Source organism: Streptomyces sp. NBC_00086, assembly GCF_026343255.1.
GTDB lineage: Bacteria > Actinomycetota > Actinomycetes > Streptomycetales > Streptomycetaceae > Streptomyces.
Map to the genome: position 1 here is coordinate 137,453 of NZ_JAPELZ010000004.1, position 21,484 is coordinate 158,936.

General features: G+C 69.6%; 17 protein-coding genes and 1 pseudogene. 9 read left to right on the forward strand and 9 right to left on the reverse strand.

Annotated elements, in window-relative coordinates; all coding sequences use genetic code 11:
* Window positions 1-73: 73 nt before the first annotated feature.
* Window positions 74-886: a hypothetical protein gene (locus OG276_RS40660; RefSeq protein ID WP_266914884.1), complete on the reverse strand. Its 813-nt coding sequence runs from the start codon at window positions 884-886 to the stop codon at window positions 74-76.
* A gap of 849 nt (window positions 887-1,735) precedes the next feature.
* Here OG276_RS40660 and OG276_RS40665 point away from each other — a divergent pair.
* The 3 genes and pseudogenes from OG276_RS40665 to OG276_RS40675 form a co-directional block, all read left to right on the forward strand.
* Window positions 1,736-2,509, forward strand: coding sequence for an ABC transporter ATP-binding protein (locus OG276_RS40665; protein ID WP_266914886.1), 774 nt, complete (start codon window positions 1,736-1,738; stop codon window positions 2,507-2,509).
* On the forward strand, window positions 2,506-4,485 hold the full coding sequence (locus tag OG276_RS40670; RefSeq protein WP_266914888.1) for an ABC transporter permease: 1,980 nt from the start codon (window positions 2,506-2,508) through the stop codon (window positions 4,483-4,485). The genes OG276_RS40665 and OG276_RS40670 overlap by 4 nt, the downstream gene beginning before the upstream one ends.
* A 527-nt stretch (window positions 4,486-5,012) precedes the next feature.
* Window positions 5,013-5,324 (forward strand): annotated as a pseudogene (locus OG276_RS40675) (chorismate mutase); the annotation flags it as partial.
* Window positions 5,325-5,768: 444 nt separating this feature from the next.
* On the opposite strand, the gene OG276_RS40680 reads toward OG276_RS40675, so the two are convergent.
* Together OG276_RS40680 and ligA are read right to left on the reverse strand one after the other, a co-directional pair.
* Entirely contained in the window at window positions 5,769-6,209 is a 441-nt protein-coding gene (locus OG276_RS40680; RefSeq protein ID WP_266914890.1) for a hypothetical protein, read from the reverse strand.
* 298 nt (window positions 6,210-6,507) lie between these two features.
* Window positions 6,508-8,556 (reverse strand): NAD-dependent DNA ligase LigA, encoded by a 2,049-nt coding sequence (ligA, locus tag OG276_RS40685; protein WP_266914922.1) that lies wholly within the window; start codon window positions 8,554-8,556, stop codon window positions 6,508-6,510.
* 110 nt (window positions 8,557-8,666) lie between these two features.
* On the opposite strand from ligA, the gene OG276_RS40690 reads away from it, so the two are divergent.
* From OG276_RS40690 to OG276_RS40705, 4 genes are all read left to right on the forward strand, one after another.
* On the forward strand, window positions 8,667-9,305 hold the full coding sequence (locus tag OG276_RS40690; protein WP_266914892.1) for a DUF2461 family protein: 639 nt from the start codon (window positions 8,667-8,669) through the stop codon (window positions 9,303-9,305).
* Window positions 9,306-9,565: 260 nt separating this feature from the next.
* Window positions 9,566-11,239, forward strand: coding sequence for a BCCT family transporter (locus OG276_RS40695; RefSeq protein WP_266914894.1), 1,674 nt, complete (start codon window positions 9,566-9,568; stop codon window positions 11,237-11,239).
* A gap of 677 nt (window positions 11,240-11,916) precedes the next feature.
* On the forward strand, window positions 11,917-14,718 hold the full coding sequence (locus OG276_RS40700; protein ID WP_266914896.1) for a serine protease: 2,802 nt from the start codon (window positions 11,917-11,919) through the stop codon (window positions 14,716-14,718).
* Between the two features lie 65 nt (window positions 14,719-14,783).
* Window positions 14,784-15,275, forward strand: coding sequence for a hypothetical protein (locus tag OG276_RS40705; RefSeq protein WP_266914898.1), 492 nt, complete (start codon window positions 14,784-14,786; stop codon window positions 15,273-15,275).
* 295 nt (window positions 15,276-15,570) lie between these two features.
* On the opposite strand, the gene OG276_RS40710 is transcribed toward OG276_RS40705, so the two are convergent.
* Window positions 15,571-15,789, reverse strand: a complete 219-nt coding sequence (locus tag OG276_RS40710) for a hypothetical protein (protein WP_266914900.1) — start codon at window positions 15,787-15,789, stop codon at window positions 15,571-15,573.
* 123 nt (window positions 15,790-15,912) lie between these two features.
* A complete protein-coding gene (locus OG276_RS40715) occupies window positions 15,913-16,722 on the reverse strand; it encodes an alpha/beta fold hydrolase (protein WP_266914902.1) in 810 nt (269 codons plus the stop codon).
* Between the two features lie 80 nt (window positions 16,723-16,802).
* On the opposite strand from OG276_RS40715, the gene OG276_RS40720 reads away from it, so the two are divergent.
* Entirely contained in the window at window positions 16,803-17,207 is a 405-nt protein-coding gene (locus OG276_RS40720; protein ID WP_266914904.1) for a MerR family transcriptional regulator, read from the forward strand.
* 105 nt (window positions 17,208-17,312) lie between these two features.
* Here OG276_RS40720 and OG276_RS40725 read toward each other — a convergent pair whose 3' ends face one another.
* Window positions 17,313-17,738 carry a DUF4259 domain-containing protein gene (locus tag OG276_RS40725; RefSeq protein ID WP_266914906.1) on the reverse strand — a complete coding sequence of 142 codons (426 nt, stop codon included), beginning with the start codon at window positions 17,736-17,738 and terminating at the stop codon, window positions 17,313-17,315.
* 203 nt (window positions 17,739-17,941) lie between these two features.
* Between OG276_RS40725 and OG276_RS40730 the strand changes: the two genes are divergently transcribed.
* Window positions 17,942-18,874: a class I SAM-dependent methyltransferase gene (locus OG276_RS40730; RefSeq protein ID WP_266914907.1), complete on the forward strand. Its 933-nt coding sequence runs from the start codon at window positions 17,942-17,944 to the stop codon at window positions 18,872-18,874.
* 229 nt (window positions 18,875-19,103) lie between these two features.
* On the opposite strand, the gene OG276_RS40735 is transcribed toward OG276_RS40730, so the two are convergent.
* The 3 genes from OG276_RS40735 to OG276_RS40745 all read right to left on the reverse strand — a co-directional run bounded on the left by OG276_RS40735 (window position 19,104) and on the right by OG276_RS40745 (window position 21,126).
* Entirely contained in the window at window positions 19,104-19,790 is a 687-nt protein-coding gene (locus OG276_RS40735) for a 2OG-Fe dioxygenase family protein (protein WP_266914908.1), read from the reverse strand.
* Window positions 19,791-20,087: 297 nt separating this feature from the next.
* Window positions 20,088-20,507, reverse strand: coding sequence for a hypothetical protein (locus OG276_RS40740; RefSeq protein WP_266914909.1), 420 nt, complete (start codon window positions 20,505-20,507; stop codon window positions 20,088-20,090).
* A gap of 214 nt (window positions 20,508-20,721) precedes the next feature.
* Window positions 20,722-21,126: a transglycosylase SLT domain-containing protein gene (locus OG276_RS40745; RefSeq protein ID WP_266914910.1), complete on the reverse strand. Its 405-nt coding sequence runs from the start codon at window positions 21,124-21,126 to the stop codon at window positions 20,722-20,724.
* Window positions 21,127-21,484: the final 358 nt, after the last annotated feature.

Sequence of the window (21,484 nt, forward strand, 5' to 3'; positions counted from 1 at the left end):
CCGCCAGGGCCAACTCGGAAGGGGCCAGGACCCAGTTCGGTCTCCGAGCCGGGTCAGGACCGGCCCGACCAAGTCAGCGGGAATCCGTTGCGTCGTCCTCGTCCGGGCCGGGGGCTGCCGTGCTGTCGGCGGCCTGGCCGGCGGCTCGTTCCGCACGGAGTTCTTCGGCGACCTCGTAGGCCCGGCCCGGGTCGTAGACGGTGACCGAAGTGCTGGGGCTGTACATCGCGTGTGCCCGGGGCGTGTACCGATGCCTTTCGACGCTGCGCTGGGCGGCTATGCCGTCGACCTCGCCGACGGGTACCCGCCACAGCGCGGCGGTGTGGGACGGGGTCCACCACTCGTCCGGACGCAGGAAGTCTCGCTTGACCTCCGTCTGACGCTCCACCGCCACCTGGGACCGCCCGAGTTGCTCGGTCAACCAGTCGGTCAGCGCCTGTGCGTCGACCCGAGAGAGCGGTGCGGACCTCGCCGGTTCGCACTTCACCGTCTCGCTGCGGGTATGCAACACCACCTTGATGGACTGTCGCTGTCCCAGACTGAGTCGCTCGATGACGACGACTCGCTGCAGATCAGCCACCGCCATGGTCGACGAACGCAGAAAGCGAGCGATCACGACCTGGGCCGGAGTTTCCAGGGGGCGGAACTCGACCCACCGCACCGTCGTGGCGACCGTGACGGCCGTCATGGCCACGGTCAGTAGGATCACTGCGACGACCGTGAGCGCCAGTAGGACCCACAAGGCGCCCCAGAAGAGTGAGTTCCCCGAGACCACGGCGGCCACCAGAGCGGCCAGCAGCAGTGGGGCTGCGACCATCGGCGGGACCAAGATGCTCCCACCGAGCCCGATGGCCAACTCGCTGGCCCGGCTGGGCACGAACAGCACCCGCCATCCGGCCGGCACGGATGACACAACTTCCGCAAGTGGACCGGAATGCCGAGTTTCCATGCCTCAAAGTTAGGACCCTGCACCGGAGTTCGTAAGCCCACGGCGAGCCGTATCTCCTCAAGGACGGGAACCGCAGCCGACAGCCCGTCAGTCGGCGCGGTGGCTGTAGAGGTCGGCGACGGCTTGGGGGCCGAGGGAGACGCCGCCTGCTCGACGTCAGGCTCGCCTGCCCTGACATGGCTCGGGCCCGCGCCTTCGCCGCGCCTTCGCGGAGATCCTCCGTCACCGGCGGCTGCCTGCAGCACCTTCACAGGCCCCATCACCCCCGCCCGTCGTCGGCTGTGAATGGCTGCCACGCCCCGGACGTGGCAGCTCGGTGTTCGGACCGAACGGAAGGATGAGAAGAGCGTGCCCGCGCAGCCAATCGCACCGGTTCTCCCGTACTTCTTGCCCGACTCTTCATTTCCTCTATAGCGGCGCCCGCCCTGCGGTGGAGGAAGGGCATAGGCACGGAGGCGACGATGTCGCCGCAAGATCGGCCTGTTCCCGGACTGCAAGGGATCCCTGCCCACTGACCTCCTACGGGCTCCTACGGGCTCCTACGCACCGGGATGCCCGACCGCTCCCCCAGTGCACGGACGGCGGGGGCCGCTTCGTCGTCGATGTTCACGGTTCCGGCCGTTGAATCGACTCCACGGTGAGATCGCGCTGGGAACTCCCGTCGGTCGGCCGGCCCGGGCGCCCGGGGTCGCAGGGTCTGACGGTCCAGTGGGCTGGTACTGAACCGGCTTGGAATACACGGCTGTTCGTCCCGGCGGCACGAGATCACTTGAGAGGTGTAGAGGTATGCGAGACAGCCAGCCCGTACGCATCGAACAGGTCAGCCGGTGTTACGCACCCGGGTCGGCGGAGCAGGTGCGCGCCCTCGACGGGGTATCCGTCGCCTTCGGTCAGAGCACATTCACGGCCGTCATGGGCCCCTCGGGCTCGGGCAAGAGCACCCTGTTGCAGTGCGCGGCCGGCCTCGACCGGCCCGACTCGGGCCGGGTAGTCGTGGACGAGGTCGATCTGGGACCGCTCGCCGAGAAGGCCCTCACCGAACTGCGCAGGGACCGGATCGGCTTCATCTTTCAGGCGTTCAACCTGCTCGGCGCCCTCACCGCCGAGCAGAACGTGGGCCTGCCTCTGCGGCTGGCGGGCCGGCGTCCGGACCCCGCCGAGGTCCGGGCCGCGCTCGCCCAAGTCGGACTCGGCGGGCGCGGGCGGCACCTGCCCTCCCAGATGTCCGGTGGTCAGCAGCAGCGCGTCGCCATCGCCCGGGCCCTGATCACCCGTCCGAAGGTGCTCTTCGCCGACGAACCGACCGGGGCCCTCGACAGCAGTTCCAGCAGGACCGTCCTGAAACTGATGCGGTCCCTGGTCGACGCTCAGGGTCAGACCACCATCATGGTCACCCACGATCCGGTGGCCGCCTCGTACGCGGACCGCGTCATCTTCCTCGTGGACGGCAGGCTCACCGACGAGATGCACCGGCCGACCGCTCAGAAGGTCGCCGAGCACATGGCCCAGCTGGAGGCCGAGCCGGCCGGGGAGCCGCTCGGCGCCTACGGGGGCCGATGATGGGGATCTCCCTGCTGGTGCCCGTCGCCGTGGCGACCCTGCGCAGGCGGTGGCTCGGCTTCGCGGGCTCCTTCGTCGCCCTCACCCTGGGCGTCGCCCTGATCTCGGCCACGGGGCTGCTGGTCAGCACGTCGGCGGGGCTCCAGAACAGCGACCCTTCGGCGCCGTCCCTGAAGAAGCTGCTCACCTTCATGGCGGGCATGTCCGGCTTCGTTTCGGTGTTCGTCGTCGCCTCGACGTTCGCCTTCGCGGTCGCCGGGCGCCGCCGCGAGACGGCGCTGCTGCGGGCCGTCGGGGCGACCCCCCGTCAGGTCAGGCTGCTCGTCCTGGGCGAGGCGGTGGTCGTCTCGCTGGCGGCCTCGCTCTGCGGGGCGCTGCTGGGCCTCGCCGTGGCGCCGCTGTTCGCCCGCTGGCTGATCTCGCGCGGCGCGGCCCCCGAGGGCTTCACCGTGGAGTTCAGCGCCGGGCCGCTGCTGATCGCCGTGGCGATCGAGGTCGTGGTGGCGGTGGCCGGCGCCTACACGGCGGCCCGCCGCGCCGGCCGGGTGCGGCCGGTCGAGGCGCTCGGCGACGCGGCCGTCGACGGCCGGGTGATGACGCTCGGCCGCTGGCTGTGGGCGCTCGGCCACCTCGCCGTGTTCGCGGCCGTGCTGACCCTGTTCACCACGATGCCGCCCGGGATGAGCCGGGACCCGCAGCTGCGCGACCCGCAGAACGTGCCGGTCTGGTCGCTCCTGATCGACGGCATAGCGATCATGGCGGTGGCGTTGTTCGCCCCGCTCCTGGTCCCTCCGCTGGTGCGGCTGCTCACCCTGCCGGTGTCGCTGGCGGCCGGTGCGGTGGGCCTGCTGGCCCGGCAGAACGCGCTGGCCTCGGTACGGCGTACGGTCTCCACCGCGACCCCGATGTTCCTGGTGATCGGCCTGACCGGCACCGTGGTCGGCTCGACCCTGACCTTCGGGGACGCCCGGACGATCCAGTCGCGCGAGGCGCTCGCCGCGCAGTACGTCGTCGAACCTGACGGTGGCTCGGCCCTGGCCCCGGGCACCGTGGAGGAACTGCGCCGGCTGGACGGCGTACGCACCACCACGGTCCGCACCACCTGGCTGAACGGCCTCGAGGGTGGCACCGCGGCCGCCGGCTCCTCCCCCGCCACGGGCACCGTCGCAGCGACTGCGGTGGACGGGGACGCCGCCACGACCTGGCGGCTCCCGACCGAGTCCGGCTCCCTGGAGCGGCTCCAGGGACCCTCGGTCGCCGTCTCCGGCGCACTGGCCGCGGCCAACGGCTGGCAGGTCGGGGACACCCTCACCAGCTCGCTGGACGACGGAGCCCCCGTCACCCTGACCGTGGTCGCCCTGGTCGAGACGCCCCTCAGCCTCGCCGAGGTGCTCCTGCCGTACTCCGTCGTGGCCGGCCACCTGGACGGCGACCCGCAGCCCACCGCCGCCTTCCTCTCCACCTCCGCAGGGGCTCCGCCGCCGGTGCTGGACCCCGCCTCCCACGCGAAGGTCACCGCGGCTGCCGCGTGGGGCGGGAAGGACGACCCCCGGTCCCGGTCCGACTGGATCGCGATGATCGCCATCCTGGGCCCGGCACTGCTCTACGCCCTGATCGCGATCGTCAACACGATGATGATGTCGACCGGCGACCGGCTGCGGGACTTCTCCACGCTCCGCCTCACCGGCGGCAACAACCGGCAGGTGCTCTCCATGGTCGGGGTCGAGGCGGCCTTGACCGCGGCGACCGCCACGGTGCTCGCACTGCTGGTCACCACCGGGACCCAGGCCGCCACCCTGCTGCTGATCGGGCAGCGGATTCTGGTTTCCGGCCCGTCCCTTCCCCTGAGCCTGCCTTGGCCGGCGATCGGCGCCGCGGCCGCCGCCGGACTCGGCCTCGCGCTCGTCTCCAGCCTGCTGCCCGCGCGGCTCGCGCTGCGCGCCCGGGCACTGGACCTGGCTTCGGAACGTCAATGAGCACTCTCTCGCCACCATTCGAGCTCGGGGAGGACCACCGATGAGCTCCGCCACGCTCCTTGCCTTCCGCGATACCGGCTCGCCCGCCGACGTGCGCAGACCGGCCGTTCCGCCGACCGAGGAGCCGTCGCTGGCCACCGTCGCGGCGCTGGGCACCGAGGCCGACGTGCGCGGCCGCGACGGGACCCACCGGCACTCGCTGTTCGCGGGGCTCGGCGGGATCTGCTCGCTGGCCGCCCCACGGATGGCCGCCTTCGGCATGACGGTCGTCGCGTACGCCCCTTGCACAGACGGCAAATCGGCCGCGCGGGCCGGGGTACGGCTCCTCCCCCCTCGCCGCCCGCGGGGCGGCATCGTCGACGATCAGGCGCTGTACGAGGCCCTCGCGGAAGGCAGGGACACGCGCGCCGGGCCGGACATCCTCGCCACTGCTCGCGCCGGCGGGCGAAGCGGACCCAGACGCGGTCAACGGCTGACCTGCCCCCACCCACCCCACTCCCCCCTCGAACCACCCCCCGAAGGAGCACGCCATGACTACGCAGACCGTATCCGCCGCGCCGACGACCACGCCCGAGGCCGCCATCGCGAGCCTGAGGAACTCCATCGACCTCATCGACCAGGAGATCCTGCAGTTGCTCGAAGGCCGGCGCCGACTCTCCGAGGACGTCCAACGCTCCCGAATGTCCTCGGGAGGACGGCGGACCGAGTTGGGCCGCGAGAACGTGATCATCAAGCGCTACGCCGACCGCCTCGGACGGCCCGGCGGAACCATCGCCCTGGCCATGCTGGAGTTCTGCCGGGGATCGACGGCGGTGCTCGCAGGCGGCACACCGCGCTGACCGGCCCAAGACCGCTCGCCTGCCTGCCCCCTGCCCCCGTGGGGCCAGGCGGGCGGGCCAACTCGGGCCGGCATCGCCCGTACGTTCCGGAACATACGACTGTTCGCCGGCATGTCCGCCCTGGAGAAAGTGGTGGTCGGCCGGCACACCCGCATCGACCAAGGGGTGCTCACGGCGATCGCGTGGGGCCCCCGCTACCAGCGCGGCGAACGGGAGTCGCGCGCACATCGCACCTGGCCCTGTGAGCTACCGGCCCTGCCCTCCGATAAGCCGCGGATACCCGGCCGGCTTGGCCCTGCTGCCCGTCGGGCGCTGATGATCACTCCACTGTCAGAAGGAGCGAACGGTCGGCTCCGCTCCCCACGTATACACATCCGCTTCCCTGCACGCCGACAGAGCGCATGCAGCACGGCGCGATACCAGATGGGGCCAGCCCTGTCTCACCTATTCAGCGTGGAGAACGCAATGGATCCCGGTCAGGCTTTCCTTCAGCTCGCGAGCCCCCAGGGCGACGCGTTCGTCAGGATCCTGCGTCAACTCCTCGCAGAGCCGCAGCGCGTCGTCGCGGTCACTGGCGTAGACGGCGAATGCATCGCGGACCGCGGTGTGGATCCAATCGCCGTGGTTCGGGCTGGCGACGGCCAGCGCGGACGCGACAATCAGCAGTCCGGCCCTGTCCTGCCGTCGAAGCAGGGCTTCTGCGGTCGCCCGTGTGACGAAGGTGTCTTCGCGGTCGAGCACCAGCTCCAGCAGCGGGTCGGCAGCCTCCCCCATCTCCGCAAAGGTCGCCAGACCGCGACCGGCGTCCGCCCGGTCCCCAGAGTCGCTGCTCCGCCCGAGCTCGACGAGGGCCACGACGGCAGCACGCCGCGGTGCGCTGTTCACCAGTTTGCCGACCCCTCCCCCGAGTTTCGGCAAAACTAGCACCACGGGCCCCACGGGCCCCACGGGACCGAGTGGGCACCCTGTCGGGATCTGGCCGACCGGCCCCGAAGGCGCCGTCCGTTCAGCAACCCCAGTGCCCACCAGGTCAGCTCACCCCACTCAAGGCGGCTGCCATCGTCGTGGAATTCCTTCTCGGCCCAGCGCGCGACCCCACCGGTCGGCGGCGTCGCGGCTCAGCACGGTCGGTGTGTGAACAGTGGTCAGCAGCCCGTCGCCGCCACCGTTGCCCGACGCGGCATTAGGTGGTGGGGAGGAAGTCGCCGACGAGCGCTGCGAATTCTTCGGGGTCGAGGATGCGGATGCCCAGTTCCTCGGCCTTGGTGCGCTTGGAGCCGGCCTTCTCGCCCGCCACCAGGAGCGTGGTGCGCTTGGACACCGACGACGATGCCTTTCCACCCGCCCGCTCGATCAGCTCGTTCATCTCGTTCCGGGACAGCACCGCAAGGGGGCCGGTCATGGAGCCGGTCACCACGACGGCCTGGCCGGCCAGTGGGCCGCCCGTCTTGTCCTCGCCGTCGTCCGCGCCGGTTGCGGGCTGCTGCGGCTCGGTGACCTGCGTGCCGACCTGCTGGGCCTGGAGCTTGTCGAGGAGCGGGGCGAGTTCGACGAGTTCGGCCGCGATGACGCGGGCCTTCTCGCCGCCGATGCCGTCGACCCCGGCCAGCGTGTCCGCGTCGGCGGCCCGGATCGCGGCCATCGAGCCGAAGTGCGCGGCGATCCGGCGGGACATGGTGCGCCCGGTGCCGCGGACACCGAGGGCGCAGAACACGCGGTTCAACGCGGCCCCGCGGGCGGTCTCGATCGCGGCCAGCAGGTTGGTGGCGCTGGTCTCGCCCATCCGCTCCAGACCGAGGAGCTGCTCGCGGGTCAGCGTGAACAGGTCGGCGACGTCCTTGACCAGTCCGGCCTCCACCAACTGGATCGCACGCGTGTCGCCGAGGCCTTCGATGTCGAGCTGGTCGCGGCCGGCCGCGTAGATCACCGAGGCCACGGCCTGACAGCTGCGGCCGCGCACGCACCGCCACCGCTGCTCGGAGGTGTCGATCGCGTCGCCACAGCGGGGGCACGCCTCGGGGAAGACGATCGGGCTCTCGGCGCCGGTGCGCTGGTCGACCAGCGGTGCCTCGATCCGGGGGATCACGTCGCCGGCCCGGTACACGAACACCTGGTCGTCGATCATGAGCCCGCGACGGGTGATATCGGAAGGGTTGTGAAGAGTGGCGTAAGTGACCGTCACCCCGTCGATGACCACGGGCTCCAGGACGGCGCGCGGGGCGATGATCCCGGTCCGGCCGACGTTCCACTCCACCGCCAGCAGGCGCGTCACCTTGTGTTCGGCCGCCAGTTTCCGGGCCACCGCCCATCTCGGGGCGCGCGAGCCGTTGCCGGCCTGCCGCTGGTCCTCGGCCGTATCGGCCTTGACGACGACACCGTCGATCCCGAACGGCAGGTCTCCGCGCAGGCCGGCGATCACGTCGACGCGTTCCTGTACCTGCTCCACGGTCTCGCATCGCAGCGGGGCGGCGGCCGTACCGGCGGCCGTGTTCGCACCGAGCGCCGCCAGGTTCTCCAGCAGGGCGACGTGGCCGAGGTCGGCCAGGCCGATCGCGCTGTAGGCGAAGAAGGTCAACTCGATCCGGTAGGGGCGGTCCTTGGCCCGCAGAGTGCCGGCTGCTCCGCTGCGCGGGTGTGCGAAGGGCGTGGCCTCGTGGGCGAGCCGGATCCGGTTGGCCTCCTCGAACTGCGCGGTCGTCAGCAGTACCTCACCGCGCAGCTCGACGTCGATCGGCTGGGTGAGTACCGCAGGCAGACCGAGGACGGCGTCGGCGGCGTGGGTGATGTCCTCGCCGGCCAGTCCGTCACCGCGGGTGAGGACCTGAACGAGCCTGCCACCGCGGTACCGGGCGGCGACCGCGAGGCCGTCGAGCTTCGGCTCCACACACCACCCGGCCACGGGGTGACCCAGGCGCCGTTCCAGCCCCGCGGCCCACTCGGCGAGCTCATCGGCGTCGAAGACGTTGTCGAGGGAGAGCATGGGAACCGAGTGCGGCACGTCACCCTGGACAGCCCCGCCCGCCACCTTGCCGGTCGGCGACTGGGCAAGCACCTCGTCCGGGTGGGCGTCCTCGTAAGCCGTGATGGCGCGGAGCAGCCCGTCGTATTCGTCGTCACCGAGCGGGGTGGTCCCGTCCCCGTAGTACGCGGCCGACGCCGCCAAGGCGGCCGTCACGGCCTCGGTGTAGGCGACAGGGGAAAGCAGGGCGCTGTTTTCGGTCATGCAGGTCATCATCGTGCCCGGCACTGACAATGCCGCCGGAGCTCGCCTGGCCACAGCCCGCAACCGAGCCGCTCTGCGGCACTCGGGTAACGGCGGTGGCGGTGAGTTAACCTGCCCGCATGGGCGGACACAGGCAGTTCACCGGCTGGCCCGAGCAGGCCATGGACGTGTTGTGGCAGCTCCAGGGCGAACCGACCCACACGACCCGCGAGCGCTGTCGCGCGGACCGCGAACGCCTGGTCCGGCAGCCGATGATCGCCCTGCTCAACGAGGTGGCGGACGCCGACCCGCGATACGAGGACTTCTCCGTCTGGCACTACCGGACCGGCTCCTGGTGGTGGCAGCACCAGAGCGCGGTGATCCGGCTCGAGCGCAAGATCGAGATCGGTCTCCGCTTCGCCTTGGACGGCCTGCGGATCCAGGGCGCCTGGTGGTACCCGGATCCCGGCCAGGTGGACAGGTTCCGCAAGGCCGTGGTCTCCGAGGGGAGCGGCCGCGAACTGTCCGCCATCGTCGAGGACCTGCGGAAGAAGGGCTACGACATCTCCGGGGACATGATGAAACGTCCCCCGCGCGGCTATCCGGCGGACCACTCCCGTGCGGACCTGCTGCGCCACCGTTCCCTGATCGCCGCCCGTCCCCTCGGCTGCGAGGAGTGGCTGCACACCCCCGAGGCGGTCGACCGGGTCCTCTCGGCCGCCGCCGACCTGGACGCCCTGCTGATGTGGCTGGTCCGCCACGTGAAGCCCGCCTCCTGACAACACGAGGGCACCGCGCCGGCGCGGGAGGAACGACACCGACCCGGTCCCGAGTCCCGGCGGACCAGGGCCTTGTGGAGCGTGGCAGAGGCAGCCCGCCCCCGTTGGAGGTCGGCGCAGCCGGCCGTGACGGACTTCGCGCACGGTGAGCCGCCCCGTGGGCGTCCTGCGGACCTAACGGTCCGATATGGGCTTGAATGGGAATAACGTGACATTCCATCACGGCATGCGGTTCCCGACTCTTGGCGAAGGGGGCTTCGTTGGAGGCCGATCAACGTTCCCGCACGGACAGGGTGGTCTTCGGGGTCACCGCGGGTCTGACGCTCGCGTTCGTCCTGTGGGGCGCAGTGGCGACGGACTCGCTGGAGAGCGTGTCGAGCAGCCTGCTCGAAGGGCTCATCCACAACGGCGGCTGGGCCTTCATGCTCGCCGCCAGCGCCTTCGTCGTCTTCGCCCTCTGGTTGGCGATCAGCCGCTACGGCCGGATCCGCCTCGGCCGCGAGGACGAGCCGCCGGAGTTCCGCACCGTCTCCTGGGTCGCCATGATGTTCAGCGCCGGCATGGGCATCGGGCTCATGTTCTACGGCGTGAGCGAACCCCTGGCACACTACGAGAATCCGCCGCCCGGCACCCACCCCGTCGACTCCGCCGAGCGGATGCAGACCTCGATGGCCACCACCCTGTTCCACTGGACGCTCCACCCGTGGGCGATCTACGCGGTCGTCGGCCTCGCCATCGCCTACAGCACGTTCCGTCGCGACCGCCGCCAGACGATCAGCGCGGTGTTCGAGCCGCTGATCGGCGCCCGGCACGCGCACGGCGCCATCGGCCGTGTCATCGACATCGTGGCAATCTTCGCCACCCTCTTCGGCTCCGCGGCCTCGCTGGGCCTCGGGGCCCTCCAGATCGGCAGCGGCTTCCGTGAGCTGGGCTGGATGGATTCGGTCAGCACCGCACTCCTCGTCGCCGTCATCGCCGTCCTGACCGTCGCTTTCGTCGCCTCCGCGGTCTCCGGCGTGGAACGCGGCATCCAGTGGCTGTCGAACATCAACATGGTGCTCGCCCTCCTGCTCGTCGTGTTCGTGTTCATCGCCGGGCCGACCATCATCGTGCTCGACCTCCTGCCCACCTCGCTCGGCGCCTACCTGGGCGACCTCCCCCAGCTCATCGGCCGCACCGAGGCCACCGGCGCCGGCGAGGTCGCCGAATGGCTGGGCAGCTGGACGGTCTTCTACTGGGCCTGGTGGATCTCCTGGACCCCCTTCGTCGGCATGTTCATCGCCCGGATCAGCCGCGGACGCACCATCCGGCAGTTCATCGGCGGCGTCATCCTCGTACCGAGCACGGTCAGCCTGCTGTGGTTCGCCGTCTTCGGCGGCACGGCCATGAAGCTCCGGGAGAGCGGCGGTCTCGACAAGGAGAGCACCCCCGAGGGACAGCTCTTCGGGCTGCTCCAGCAGTTCCCCATCTCCACCGCAATGAGCCTGCTGGTCATGGTCCTCGTCGCCATCTTCTTCGTCTCCGGCGCCGACGCCGCCTCCATCGTGATGGGCACGCTCTCGCAGAAGGGCGTCCTGGAACCGGCCCGGCTGGTGGTCGTCTTCTGGGGCGTGGTCACCGGCGCCGTCGCGGCCGTCATGCTCCTCATCGGCAACGGCAAGGGCGACGCGCTCGCCGGATTGCAGAACCTGACGATCCTCGTGGCGGCGCCGTTCACCCTGGTCATGATCGGCATGTGCGTGGCACTCGTACGGGACCTGCGGCAGGACCCGCTCATCATCCAGGGCGAACAGGGCGAGGAAGCCGTCGCCGTCGCCGTCGCCGCCGGCCACGAGGAGTACGGCGGCGACTTCGAGATCCGCATCGGCCCGGCCGGCGACCCGGAAGCGGACACCGCACAACCGCCCGCGGCACCTTCGACCCCGGACCGGTAGGACATCCGGGAGGTTCTCGGACAAGGGACACGCACTCGGCAGCATCGGCTCGTGACGGGGCATGGCCAGGGACGGCCATGCCCATGGAGCACCGCCCGAGCCGGACCAGGCCGAGGCCGAGGTCGAGGTCGAGGTCGAGGTCGAGGTCGAGGTCGAGGTCGAAAATGTCGACGCGGTCGTGCACCCGGACAACGCTCTGAATGGCGTGTTTTTTCAGCCAAACAATCGGACTCGCATTTACTCGCACTTTGACCACTATGTGCCACCCGTTCCAGGGATCAAGCGGTGGCTCGACGACTCAGACGCCGGGCGGGGAGGAGGGTATTGCGCGCCCCTTGGCGCTGAAACAAACGGAGTTACGACCTCCGCCGAAATCGGGCCACGAGTGCCCGAGGAGCCCGCGAAATTCCGGGCACGGCGATCGAAAGCGACCCTATGTTCGAAAGATCATCGAGGGGGCAGTCCGCTGCCTCACCTCGGAGTTCATCGAATGAAGGGTGTATTGAGTGAGAGCGAATTCGGCGTTCCGGTCCCTCGGGGCTGGGGCGTGTACGGCCGCGCTGCTCCTGTCGGCTGCGGCAGGTGCGGCGGCGCAGCCCTCCGCCGCAGGGCCATCGGCCGGGGGGCCATCGCCCGATGCCGCTCCCTCATGGACGGCCAGGGATGCGCAGGGACTCTTGTCGCCCAAGCGCATGGCGGCGGCTCAGCCTTGGAACCCGCAGGGCGGCACGGAATCCGCGGGCCGCACGCTGGGTGTCCGCTTCCCGACGCAGAACGCGGAAGGCCCGGACACCGGGGTGCTCTTCCGTTTGACGAAGAAGGGGCTGTACTTCTGTGGGGCGGGCGTCACCTCCAGCCCGTACCGCAATCTGATCGCGACGGCCGCCGACTGCCTGACCGGTGACCCGGCCGACAAGCTGGCCTTCGCGCCGCAGATCGCCAAGAACGCCTCCGGCGTCATCGAGGCGCCGAAGGGTGTCTACGCCGTCAAGAGGCAGGGGAATCGCTCTCTCGTATGGGCCGGCTCCGACGCGGCCCCTACCGCCTCCAAGGCCGCCGTCGGCTTCGCCGTGGTCGACAAGGGCATCAACGGCGACCAACTCGAGGACACCGTCCCCGGCCACCGCCTGCTGACTGACGCCGGCCGCACCCACAAGGGTGTTCGGGTCGCCGGTCACGGAGTCTCCGGGACGCGGCCGGCCGAGCCGTGCGTCGGTGACACGTCCGAAGCAGGCGTGCCGGGTAGCCGGACCCGGTACCAGCAGCTCGACTGCGGCCCGGCCGGCGCGGGAATCGCCGATGGCTCGGCCTTCATCGCCGACTACGACACGAAGACACGAGTCGGCAGCCTCATCGGTGTCTCACAGGACGCCGCTGCTCCTCAGACCCCTTCCCTGATCCGCAGCGCGTACTTCGACGACGCCGTCCAGGCCCTCTACGACGAGGCCGTCAGCGGCAGCAAGCCATCTGTGACACCGCCCGTCACCCTGCCCGGCGTCACCCCCCAGCAGCCGGCGCCCCGGCCCACGCCCTCCGGTACTCCCGCTTCCCCCTCCTCACCCCCCAAGTCGTCGGTTCCGGCAGATCCGACGAGCCCTGCGGGCGATGGGCTCAAGGCGACGCTGGCCCAGATCGAGGCCGCCAAGAAGGCCGAGGCGTACTGGACACCCGAACGCATCGCCAAGGCGTCTCCCGTGCACGGCGGCAAGCAGTCCGCCCCGGGAGCCGCGCGCGAGAACAGGATCGCCGCGGCCGCGCCGTCCCACTTCGACAACAACGGGATCGCAACGGTGGGCGTGTTCCTCATCAACGAGGATGACGATCCGCAGTCGGACCCGGGCGGCCGCGACCAGTTCTGCTCGGCGAGTTCCGTGTCCTCGCCCACCAAGTCGCTGGTGCTCACGGCCGCACACTGCCTGAACGACAACGACCGGTGGAAGCAGCTCGCCTTCGCACCCGGCTGGAAGCCGGACCCCAAGGACCCGAGCCGGGGCATAGCCCCCTACGGCATCTTCCCGATGGTGGCGGGAAAGCTCTACATCGACGGCAGGTACCTCACCCAGGGGCCCGCCAAGGCCGACGACCTCGATTTCGCTTTCATGCGGGTCGGCCCCAACTCGAAGGGCCAGTTCCTCGAGAACGCCACCGGCATGGGCAACTCGCTCACCACGCTGTCGTCCCAGCAGCTCAGCCAGAAGAACGTGAGCCTCTTCGGATTCCCCGGAGGATCCAAGGCACCGCTCGTCTGCCCCTCCACGAACACCACCGCCTACTCCGGACGGTTCGTGAAGATTGCCTGCAAGGGCTACGCCGGCGGTGTGTCCGGCGGCCCCTTCCTCCGCAACTTCGACGGCAAGCGCGGAGACGTGATCGGCGTCATCGGCGGATGGAAGACCGGCGGAACCATCGATGACGAGTCCTACTCCTCCCAGTTCGACGCCGACATCATCCGCCTCTACAACCAGGCGGTGAACGACTACGAGCCCGACAAGCCCACCGGCGGGACCATGGGCAACGGAGACCTCTGGAAGCACGCCACCGGCGCCGTTTCCGGCACCTTCCACACCAGCTCCCAGGAGTTCGGAGACTCGGACCTCATCGTCAAGTGGGACGACGGAGAGGTCACGCTGTACCCGGGCGACCAGAACTTCGGCTTCTACGCCGGCTGCAAGCCCGGCGAGCCCTGCGAGACGCAGCTGGCCAAGCCGAACGACATGTGGAAGAACTACGCGGACCTCATCACTGCGGGCGACTACGCGGGTACCAACGCCTACGACCTCATGGTGAAGTGGGTGGACGGCGAAGTCACCATCTACCCGGACGTCAGCCAGAACACCCGGCTTCCCACCGCTCTGGACCAACACCTGCCCAACGAGATCAACGTCGCTGCGGCGGACTCCGTCTTCAAGTACGCCCACGGCTTCGCCACCGGAAAGTACGGCGGCAACCAGTGGCCCGATGACCTGATCGTCCGATGGAGCGACGGCGAGGTCACCAAGTACACCGACATCGACGGCGCCGGACTCCACGCCGAAGAGCAGCTCGCGGCGCCGAACGAAGTCTGGAAGACCGCCAACCTCATCACCGGCGGCGACCTGGACGGCGACAGCACCGGGACCGCCCCCAACCACGACCTGCTCGTCGTATGGGCCGGCGGCAAGGTCAGCGTCTTCCCCGACGTGAACACGGGCCGGTTGCAGAACGAGAGCGTCGTCGCATCGAGCTCCACATGGACCTACGCGCGGGTGATCGCCCTGGGCGAGTACGGCATGAACGACTGGGAGGACGACCTCTTCGTCCGCTGGTCGGACGGCGAGGTGACCGTATACGGGAACACCCAGGCCGACGGCGTCGGCCGCGAATACCAACTCGTGCCACCGGCCGCGGCGGGATTCGCAGCCGCGACGAACGGCGCCGTCCGTACGGACGACCCCTGTGCCAAGGTGTGTGGACCGGAACTGTACCGCCGTAGCCACTGACCGACCCCTGCCCGTGGGGGGGCTTCACCTCGAAGCCCCCCACGGTACGAAACAAGGACACCGACGTGCGCATACCGAAGCTCCTCGGCCTCTTGGCCGTCGCCGCCGCTCTCGCCGGATGCACCGGCCAGGGCGAGGAGCCGGCTCCCCAGAAGGTGTGGGAACCGGACGACGCCCTGCAACGGGCACAAGCAGCCCTGAAGGACCCCTCGGCGCAACGCGTACGGTTCGGGTCCCCCCACGTCGCCTCGGGCATGGACGAGACACTGGAGACGGGCGGCGACAAGCCTTACCGCTTCGATGTCGTCTGCGACAGCTCCGACGTGCGAAAGGTGACCGTCTCCTTCAAGCGAGGGCAGTCGACGAAGCAAACCGACGTGGCCTGCGCGACCACCACGCGCCAGCAACCCGCGCGCGTCAACATCCCCGCCGGCGGACCCGTCACGGTGACGATCGCACCGCAATCCGAAGACCTCACGGGCCTCATCGTCTGGGAACTCAGAACGGTCGACCCCACGAAGGTGCAGGGCTGCGCCGACGACATCTCCGGCTGCTGACGAGGTACTGCCGTGAGGACCTCCGGCTGACCTGGCGCGTCTGACCGAAGGCACCGGGATCCGTGCCTGCCCCGCTGAAGGCCAGGCGCCGATCCCTCACGGCAACGCCCTGGCGGTTCCGCTGGGACTTGTCCGGTCGTCACGAGACTGTCGTATTCAGGCCCGGGTGTCTGCCACCGGCTCTCAGTCTCTGGACCGCTTGCGGCACCGGGACGGTCTCGCGTGAGGCCTGGGTCTTGAGGGCACGTACAACGCGCGACACCCCGGTCGGCATGTGACCGGGGTGTCCGGGGCCTTAGCGGCGGCGCTGGTGGGCGTCGCTGGACGTGGGCGGCGCGAGGTGCATGGCCACGGTGTTGAAGGAAGCACGGTCCTGCCCCGCTTGCAGGCGTGCCTGCTCCTCGATACGCAGTCCCTCAGCCGTCTCCGTCTGCTTTCCGTTCCGACGCAGGAGCGTGACGATCAGCAGCAGAACAAGGCCCCCCATGACGCCGAACAGCACTATGAATGCCATAGTTACCTCCCCGTATTGACGTGATCCAAGTATGCGTGCGGTGGCCGGAGACTGGCTATGGCTGGTGCGGACCGGACGGAGTCGCCTCCCGGGACCCGATGGAGGCCATGAGGGGTGGTGTGCTCACGCCGACGTGGCGGGGAGTGCGGCGAGGAACTCGCGTACGTGGCGGAGCCAGGTCGCCCGGTCTGCCGGGTTCAGGATGTGGGCGGCGCCGGGCAGTTCGATCAGCCGGGCGCCCGGGATGCCGGCCGCCAGACGGTACGAGCTCTCGGGCAGCACCAGTCGGTCGCCGGTCGGTGCCACCACCAGGGTGGGGGCGGACACCTTCGCCAGGTCGGCCCGAACGTCCACGCGGGACACCAGGTCGAAGTGGTCCAGCATGCCCGGCGGCATCGCGGTCAGGGTCTGGGCGACGGATTCGTCGAGGGCGGCCGGTTCGAGGTCCGCCAGGCCCGCCGGGGACATGCAGGACACGAAGGCGAGCCGTGCCACGTCCTCCCACTGACCCGCGGCTGCCAGGGACTTGATCAGCTGCGCGGCGAGCGCCAGGACGGGGTCGGCGGCAGCGAAGCCGGCGGTGAGGACGAGGGCCCGGACACGGTGGGGGTGCCGTGTGGCGATCCGGACGGCCACGGCGCTGCCGAGGGACTCACCGAGGACGGCGAACGAGTCCTGGCCGGCCGCGACGGCGGCCGCGACCAGGCGGTCGGCGAGGTCGTCCAGGTCCAGGGGGTCGATGGCTACGGCGGAGCCACCGGCCCCGGGGTAGTGCGGGCCGACGAGAGTGTGGTCCTGGGCGAGGTCGTCGAGGACGAGGCCGAAGTTTCCCTCGATGCCGCCGCCGGCGCCGTGCGCGAGCAGAAGTGCGGGGCCGCGCCCCTGCACGAGAACGTCGAGGTGAGGGGTGGGAAGCACGTGATGAGTGGTCATGGCACCGACGCTAAACTCCGACATCAGTGTCAGAGTCAAGTCGCATTGTGCGCAGGGCGGGCAGGAGTGAGGCGATCGGCATGCGCATGAAGGAGATGGTGCGGCGTACCGGGGTCCATGAGCGGCTGCTGCGCTACTACGAACAGCAAGGACTCCTGACGCCCCAGAGGCTTCCCAGCGGCTACCGCATCTACGGCGATTCGGACGTCGAGACAGTGCGCCGCATTCGCTGTCTCCTGGCGGCAGGCCTTCCGACCGCTCTGATCGCCCAGGTCCTGCCGTGCATGCGGGCGGACGACGAGCACCTCGTGCCCACCTGTCCGGACCTGCTCGCCCAACTGCGCCGGGAGGGCGAGCGAATGACCCGCGCCATCGAAGATCTACAGGCATCGCGCGCGATCCTCGACACGATCATCACCGCCGCGCCCCCAGGGGGTGCCGAGACGCTGAGGCCGCCTCAGTCTGCCGCTGCCGAGGCAAGCTGACAGGAAGCCGCATGCTCGGAGGTGACGTCGTCAGGCGGGTGGAGAGAGGGCGTCGCAGCTCGTGGTGGCTCTACGGGTAGCGGCTCAAGTAGCAGTTGCAGTAAGTCAGATGGGGCCGAGTTGTTCTCCAGGTGGCCCTGGCAGGAGCACGTTCTGCAGGCCGTGGATGTTCGCGCGCCAAGGACCGCCCTCCGACTCATCCCATAGCTCCATCAGCTCGGACGGCTCGGTCATGACGCGGTCGAGGGCCCGGAGGGCGAGATCAAGCAGACCGGTGAGATCGGGAAGGGGCTCTTCCGGGCCATAAACGGGATCTGCAGGCTCACCTCCCGGGCACTGCGCAGCGACAAGGGCTGCCGCCGCTACGGCTTTGTCGGCTTCGGGTGCTTCGAGACATCCCACGGTGTCGATCACACGCGTGAGAGCGGCGCGGACGATGTCTCCGCGTTCGCCTGCAGCTGCCTCATCGAGGTCGCCGCCAAAGTCCGCTGCCGTGTCGTTGTCGAAGGGGCCGACGTCCCAGGTACCCATGCTCTCTCCTGCATCATTGTGCTGACCGGGGCATCGTGACAGAGGGCACTGACAGCAGCAGCGGAGCCCAGGGATGAGATCGCTTCCTACAGCGTGCGTCTGTGTGCCGCTGCACGGTCGGCGGCCGTTCGCCGTGCCGTCACCTGGAACCCGCATTCTCGCCGGACAGACCGATCCACCTCGCTCCCGGGGATGTCCACTTCATGACCGCACCGCTTGCGCAGCCCGAAGAACTCCCGAACCTGCCTGCACCCGCGCGTTTGGATGAGGTGAAGGGATGGTTCTGGCCGGCCGATCAGATCCTCTTCGACTGGTTCCTGAGCCGCCAGAACGCCGACCCGTCGGGTGGTGGGGACCTCCTGGAACTCGGCGCTTACCTGGGTAAGAGCGCCATCTTCCTCGGCGGGTACCTCAAGGAGGGAGAGGAGTTCACGGTCTGTGACCTCTTCGATTCCCCGGCCGAGGACGACAGCAACGACGGCGAGATGCAGCGCTCGTACGCCACTCTGACGCGCCGGGCCTTCGAGGCCAACTACCGCGCGTTCCATGATGAGTTGCCGACGGTGGTGCAGGCGGTGACGGCGGTTCTCCCCGACCGCGTCCGGCCCGCCTCCTGTCGCTTCGTTCACGTGGACGCCTCGCACCTGTACGCGCACGTGCACACGGACGTGGAGACCTCGCGGCTGCTGGCCGCCCCCGGAGCAGTCGTCGTCTTCGATGACTTCAGGGCGGAGCACTGCCCGGGCGTCGCTGCGGCCGTCTGGGGAGCCGTGGACGCGCGGCGGTTGCATGTCCTGTGCATCACCCAGCACAAGATGTACGCGACGTGGAACGACCCCGAACCGCTGCGCACGGAACTGGCCGCGTTCCTGGCCGGCCGCGAGGATCTGTGGCACGGGGTGGAGGAGGTGGCCGGCGCACCCCTGATCCGGATCACCGGCCGGAAGGCGGTCCCTCCGCCGCACCCCCGCTCCCGCCACGAGACGGCCGCTCCCGGCCCGACCCCGGAGCCGGTGCCTGTCCCCGCGGCAGTACAGGCGCGGCGCACTCCGCCCCGGCGGAGCCCGCTGGCCCGCCGCCTGGCCAAGGACATCCTTCCCCCGGTCGTGACCCGCACGGTGCGCCGCTGGCTGTAGGGAGCGTCCTGCCTCTGGAGGCAGCCGAGCCTGCCGAGGTTCCCACTCTCCCAACCACCCGCCCGCGCCGCCGCGTTGCGTATCGCAGCGCTTTACGAGGCCGCCGCCCGGCGTGATTGACCGGCGGCGGCGACCGCCACAAGGCCCTGTCCCCACGCCTGGACTGCTCCGAGATCGTCCGATCGCTTGAGGTGGACTCGGGCTGATGGAGACCCGAGGAGTACCGGTGTCACAGCTGGGGGACGTACGGGGCGAGGCCGACGATAAGGATGGAGCGTTCGCCCGGCCCCGGCTCGGAGCCCGTGCGGACCGGGCCTACGTAGTGGCTGACTCTGTGGTCGTGGACGGCATAGCCGTCCAGTGGGTCGGTGAGGGTGAAACTGGCGTGGATGTCCGCCCAGGGGTCATCGGGCTGCAGGCCCCCACTGGCCGGTGTGGCGATGACGTTCTGCCCGCCCGTGACGTTGGTACGGCTGATCAGGTGGGCGAAGGTAAACGTGCTGGCCGAACTTCCGTCCTGATGGAGGCAGTTCGGGGAGGAAACGGCATCCTGGCCTGGACCGTCGACGCCGAGCCTGATCAGGTGGACCCCGGCCCACAGCGGCCGTCTGCTCAGGTCCCTCAAGGACAGGACCTGTTCGATGTCCCAGCGCAGGAGCCGCAGCAGCAGGGGGTTGCCGCGCAGCGCCTCGGGGATTTCGGGAAGCACGCGGCGCTTTTGCGGGTGCTCGGGGTCGTCTTCGCCCTGGGAGAAGTTGGTGACCGTACCGTGTACGGGGTCGGGGGTTCCGGGGATCCAGGACAGTTCGTCCTTCCACGGCAGGTACACGGCATGGGAGTAGCGGCGGAACCGGTTCGTTCCCGGAGCGTACGGGTCGGGCGGCAGCGCCTCGAAGACCTCCCTGATCCGGGCCAAGTCCCCTGCTGTGGAACCGCCCGGGGTGATTCCGAGTTGCTCGGCACCGTAGCGGGCAAAGCCACGCTCCCGCAGACCGTCCACGCATGCTGCTCCCGGATCCCCGGCATCAGGGTGCGACCGCCGCTGGGGCTCAGCAATTCCCACGTGTTCCTCCCACAGATCACCACCGCGGCCGGCCATGGCGGCGGCCCGTGCCGACCTTACGCACCCCTCCCCCGCGGCCCCGGCGCGGCCACATGAAGGCGCTCTCAGAACACCTGCCCTTCTGCGTCGACCCCCGTGGATGCCGGACGGTCAGTGTGCCGCGGGGTCGATGTTGCAGCTGGCTCGGCGGCGTCCGATGGCGACCAGGGCATGGTGGAGGGCGTCGAGATCGGCGCGTCGGACCTCGTGGATGGCACCTTGGACCGGTTCGAGTCCCGGACTGATCGCCTCGGCGGCCTCGTGCGGGTCGCGGCGCAGGATAATCCCCGTGGGAGGGTCGAAGGACCGAAGAGCGCGCACGAGGGTGCGACGGTCGCGTTCTCCCTGGGCGTCGGGGCGGTGGAGGGTGACCACGGCGATGTCCGGAAGCAGCACGCGGGCCTGCGCCAGGGCGACGTCGGCGTCGTGCGTGTGGGCAACGATGCGGAAGTGCGGCCCCGTGTGAATGCAGGAACGGAGGGCTTCCAGCTCGACACCGTCCGCCACACCGGTCACCAAAACGGTCATCATTGCCCCTATTCTTCACAAAATCGGCGATTTCGGTAGAGGGGGCGGGGAGCTCGCGCGTGGTTCCCGCACGGTCTGTACCGCGAGCAAGATGTCCTGCGTCCCACTGCTGGTGCCCTACATCCACCATCCAGAGCGCCTCCGCGTGCGCATGCAAAAGCGCCCGGCCGGAGGGGTCCGGCCGAGCGTTTTCGTGTCCCCGCGATCCGCTGGTGGCTTAGTACCAGTGGTGGTTCTGCCAGAAGCTCCAGGCGCCCTCGGGGCTGCCGTAGCGGGAGTTCATGTAGTCCAGGCCCCACTTGATCTGGGTGGCCGGGTTGGTCTTCCAGTCCGAGCCCGCCGAGGACATCTTCGAGGCCGGCAGGGCCTGGACCAGGCCGTAGGCACCCGAGGAAGAGTTCGTGGCGGTGTGGTCCCAGCCGCTCTCACGGGAAACGATGTTGTTGAACGCCGCGAACTGCGCCGGGTCCTTGATCATCTGCTGAGCGATCGCCTTGGCACTCATCGGGGCGGCCTGCGCGGGAACCGCGGCCAGCATGGAACCGGCAACACCCAGGGCGAGGACGGTACCCGTGAGGGTCTTCTTCGAAGCGGCGATGCGGCGGATGACGGCGTTGGACACGGACAGGCCTTTCAACGGGGACAAGGACGGTCGCGGACATACGTGAGCCACTCACGTGAAAGAGAGGGATTCACCGGCGGAAGCGGGAGAACCGGGGGTGAGCCCGGAAATCTCCGACCGCCTTGCGACTCATCCAGTTCTACGGGGGTCGAGCTCGCCTGGCAACGACCCCTCTTACTAGTGGTCCTCGCAGCCGGGGCGCAACGGCCCCCCACCGGCTGGGCAGGCATTACCCCTGGTGGGGAGCGATGCGAGGGGCCCGGTAAGGGACGTTTAAGGACTACTATCCCGCCTCGTATGTGACCAAGGTCCTGTGGGGCGGGTCACCGCCCGGAGCCCCGAATCTCACCCTCCGTGG

Bases quoted from the DNA above. Each gene is read 5' to 3' on its own strand.
- OG276_RS40665 (WP_266914886.1), top strand. From the start codon at position 1,736: ATGCGAGACAGCCAGCCCGTACGCATCGAACAGGTCAGCCGGTGTTAC.
- OG276_RS40670 (WP_266914888.1), top strand. From the start codon at position 2,506: ATGATGGGGATCTCCCTGCTGGTGCCCGTCGCCGTGGCGACCCTGCGC.
- ligA (WP_266914922.1), bottom strand. From the start codon at position 8,556: ATGACCTGCATGACCGAAAACAGCGCCCTGCTTTCCCCTGTCGCCTAC.
- OG276_RS40690 (WP_266914892.1), top strand. From the start codon at position 8,667: ATGGGCGGACACAGGCAGTTCACCGGCTGGCCCGAGCAGGCCATGGAC.
- OG276_RS40710 (WP_266914900.1), bottom strand. From the start codon at position 15,789: ATGGCATTCATAGTGCTGTTCGGCGTCATGGGGGGCCTTGTTCTGCTG.
- OG276_RS40715 (WP_266914902.1), bottom strand. From the start codon at position 16,722: ATGACCACTCATCACGTGCTTCCCACCCCTCACCTCGACGTTCTCGTG.
- OG276_RS40720 (WP_266914904.1), top strand. From the start codon at position 16,803: ATGCGCATGAAGGAGATGGTGCGGCGTACCGGGGTCCATGAGCGGCTG.
- OG276_RS40725 (WP_266914906.1), bottom strand. From the start codon at position 17,738: ATGGGTACCTGGGACGTCGGCCCCTTCGACAACGACACGGCAGCGGAC.
- OG276_RS40730 (WP_266914907.1), top strand. From the start codon at position 17,942: ATGACCGCACCGCTTGCGCAGCCCGAAGAACTCCCGAACCTGCCTGCA.
- OG276_RS40740 (WP_266914909.1), bottom strand. From the start codon at position 20,507: ATGATGACCGTTTTGGTGACCGGTGTGGCGGACGGTGTCGAGCTGGAA.